This is a genomic window from bacterium, from assembly GCA_024224155.1.
In the GTDB taxonomy this organism is placed as follows: domain Bacteria; phylum Acidobacteriota; class Thermoanaerobaculia; order Multivoradales; family JAHEKO01; genus CALZIK01.
This window is the reverse complement of the sequence record JAAENP010000474.1, coordinates 1-3,249: the sequence shown is the minus strand read 5'-3', so window position 1 is coordinate 3,249 and position 3,249 is coordinate 1. Positions and strand designations below refer to the sequence as shown.

Below are 3,249 nucleotides of genomic sequence, written 5' to 3'. Positions count from 1 at the left end.
TCATTGGGCGGTCGAAGGAGTGGCCTATTCGGGAGACGAGGCGATCATTCCCCATCTGCTGCGAGTCTTCCACGACGACCCCGAGCCCTTCGTTCGGGAGCGGGCGGCCTGCAGCCTGGCCCAGTCGGGCATGCTCACGGGCGAGGCCAGGAGACTCGCGGTACCGGATCTTCTGGACTTCACCGAGGATCCGGTGCTCGACCAGCAGACCCGGCTCTGGGTCTACCAGGCCCTGCGCGACATTACCGGCGAGTCGCTGCCCAACGACCCGTCGGCCTGGCGCGACTGGTGGTGGCGGCAGAGCTGAGGGGAAGCGGAGTTCGGTCGAGACCCTTCGCTTCGCTCGAGGGCAGGCGGAGTCGACCGCTACAATGATTCCGGCGATCCGCGGCTGGAGGCCGGCCGAGTGCGCCTCGGAGGGAGCCTGTCCATCTCTTGATGGCTCCCGCAGAGGCGGCACCGGCGCGACTCAATCGCCCCGGTCGACACACAGAGGTCGACCGTTACAACGATCCGCGGCTGGAGGCCGGCCGCGTGCGCCTCGGAGCGAGCCTCTCTTCGCTCGCGGAGAGGCGGCACCGGCGGCCCGCTGTCGGTAGTTGAGACACTCTGCCTCCGACTCAATTCCGCAGAGGCTTGCCCTTCTTCAGCATGTGAGCCATCCGCTGCTGCGATTTCGGCTCGCCGGCCAGCGACACGAACACCTCTCGTTCGAGGTCGAGGAAGTACTGCTCCTCGACCGGGTGGATGCCGTTGCCGCGCTCGCCACCGCTGATCACGTGCGCCAGCTTGCCGGCGATGAGTGCGTCGTGCTCCGAGATGGTGCCGGCCTTGAGGAAGCCGTCGATCACGACCTGGATCGCCAGCCGACCGCCGACACCGGGAGGAATGAGCTCGGGCGGTTCGGGCGGCCGGTAGCCGTCCGCGAGCCGCAGGACCTCCTGCTTGGCCATCGCGATCAGATGGTCGCGGGAAAGCACGATCGGACAATCCTCGCGCAGGTAGCCCAGCTCCACCGCCTCGTGCGCCGAGGTCGAAACCTTGGCGAAGGCGATCGTCTCGAAGGTCTTCTGCACCGGGGCCATCGGCCCCATCTTCCTCGGCGGCAGCCGCTTCGAGAGGTGGGTCAGTAACCGCAAGTTGCCGCCGGCCCCGGGGATCAGACCCACTCCCACCTCCACCGCGCCGCAGTAGAGCTCGGCGAGCGCGACGATCTGGTCGCACGCGGCGATGACCTCGAAGCCGCCGCCCAGCGAGACGCTGAAAGGCGCGGCCACCACCGGAAACGGCGAGTACTTAATCGCCTGAGTGATCTTCTGGAAAGTCCTCGACACCTCTTCGATCAGGTCGAAGCGCTTGCTCTTGGCCAGTCCCAGAATCAAGGCCAGGTTGGCGCCGGCGCAGAAGTGCGTACCTTCGTGCGAGATCACCAGTCCCTTGAGGTTCTTCGCCTGAGCCGCCTCGAGCGAGGAAGCGAGCATGTCCAGGATCGCTCCGTCCACCGGGTTGAAGTCGGGCTGGAGCGCCGAATGAAACTCGACGCAACCGACGCCGTCGCCCAGATCGAGGAGAGACGCGCTCCAGTTGCGCAGAAGCTCCCCGCCGTGGGCCTTGCGGTCCTCCAGTTGGACCACGTCGGGCGCCGTCGGCACCGGCAGCATCGACTCCGAGGCCAGATCGAAGTAGCGCTGGGTGCCATTGCGGTCGTAGAACCGGGCGTGGCCGCCGGCGAGCAGGCGCTCCACCAGATCGGGCACCGGCTTGTTCTCCGCTTCCATGCGCCGCACCGAGCGTTCGACGCCGATCGCATCCCACACCTCGAAGGGGCCCTGCTGCCAGCCGAACCCCCAACGCATGGCGCGATCGATGTTGGTGACGTCGTCCGCCACTTCGCCCAGCCTGCGAGCGGCGTAGGAGAGCGTGCCGATGGTCAGCTCCCAGGCGAACTTGCCGGCCGGATCCGGATTGAAGACCAGAGCCTCGAGCTTCTTGCCGAGGTCGGTGAAACGCCTTCCGACGCCGATGCCGTCCATCCGCGGCTTGGTCTTGGGGCGATACTCGAGGGTCTCGAAATCGAGAGCCAGGATCTCCTTGCCTTCCTTCTTGTAGAAACCCTCACCGCTTTTCTGGCCCAGGCTCTTGCGCTCCAGCAGCTGGACCAGCACCGGCGGCGTCTTGAAGATCTCTCGGGCCTCGTCGCCCTCGCACTTCTCGTAGGCCGTCTGCGCGACGAAGGCGAGCGTGTCGAGCCCGACGATGTCCGCCGTACGGTAGGTCGCCGACTTGGGGCGGCCCATCACCGGTCCGGTCACGGCATCGACTTCCTCGACCGAAAGCCTCATGTCGCGGGTGAGCTTGAGACCGAGCATCATGCCGTAGATGCCGATCCTGTTGGCGATGAAGTTGGGTGTGTCCTTGGCCTGAACGATGCCCTTGCCCAGGGTCTTGCCGATGAGCTCGCTCGCGGCCGCGACCGCGCGGTCGTCGGTCTCCACCTCGCGCACGATCTCGACCAGGCGCATGTAGCGTGGTGGGTTGAAAAAATGAGTGATCAGAAACCGCCGCCGGAGATCGGCCGGAAGCAGCTCGGCCAGCTCACGCATGGCGAGTCCGGAGGTGTTCGAGGACAGCAATGCGCTGTCCTTCAAATACGGCCGGATCTTCTCGTAGAGATCCCGCTTCCAGTCGAGCCGCTCGGCAATGGCCTCGATGACCCAGTCGCATTCCCCGAATCGGTCCAGATGCTCTTCATAGTTGCTGGGGATGACCTTCTTGGCGAAGCGCCGATGGTAGAACGCCGCCGGCTTGGCCTTGACGGCCCCCTCGAGGCCGCGCTCCGCCAGCTCCTGATCGAGATCGAAGAGAAAGACGTCGAGCCCGGCGCCCGCAAAGAGGGCGGCCAGCTGGCTGCCCATCACGCCACTTCCGCAAACTCCTACAGTCTTGATCTCTGCCATGACTAGCCCCTCTCGATGACGGTGGCGATGCCCTGGCCGGAGCCGATGCACATCGTCGCCAGGCCGTACCGGCCGCCGTGCGACTCGAGCACATTGACCAGGGTGGCGAGGATGCGGGCACCGGAGGCTCCGAGCGGGTGACCCAGAGCGATGGCGCCGCCGTGCACGTTGACCTTCTCCAGCGGCCAGCCGGTCTTCTTCAGCACGTAGAGCGCCTGCGCGGCGAAGGCCTCGTTGAGCTCGATGTAGTCCAGGTCACCGGCCGTGATGCCCGCCCGTTCGAGCGCCTTGG

General features: G+C 66.1%; 3 protein-coding genes. 1 reads left to right on the top strand and 2 read right to left on the bottom strand.

Going from position 1 to position 3,249, the window contains the following annotated elements; translation table 11 throughout:
• On the top strand, nt 1–307 hold a 307-nt coding region (locus GY769_22950; GenBank protein MCP4204777.1), incomplete at its 5' end, for a hypothetical protein.
• A gap of 313 nt (nt 308–620) precedes the next feature.
• On the opposite strand, the gene GY769_22945 is transcribed toward GY769_22950, so the two are convergent.
• Nucleotides 621–2,957 carry a 3-hydroxyacyl-CoA dehydrogenase gene (locus GY769_22945; protein ID MCP4204776.1) on the bottom strand — a complete coding sequence of 779 codons (2,337 nt, stop codon included), beginning with the start codon at nt 2,955–2,957 and terminating at the stop codon, nt 621–623.
• Between the two features lie 2 nt (nt 2,958–2,959).
• Nucleotides 2,960–3,249, bottom strand: a 290-nt coding sequence (gene fadA, locus GY769_22940) for an acetyl-CoA C-acyltransferase (GenBank protein MCP4204775.1), incomplete at its 5' end; no start/stop codon positions are given.

Excerpts from the sequence above, each read along its gene's own strand:
- GY769_22945 (MCP4204776.1), bottom strand. The coding sequence starts at position 2,957 with ATGGCAGAGATCAAGACTGTAGGAGTTTGCGGAAGTGGCGTGATGGGC.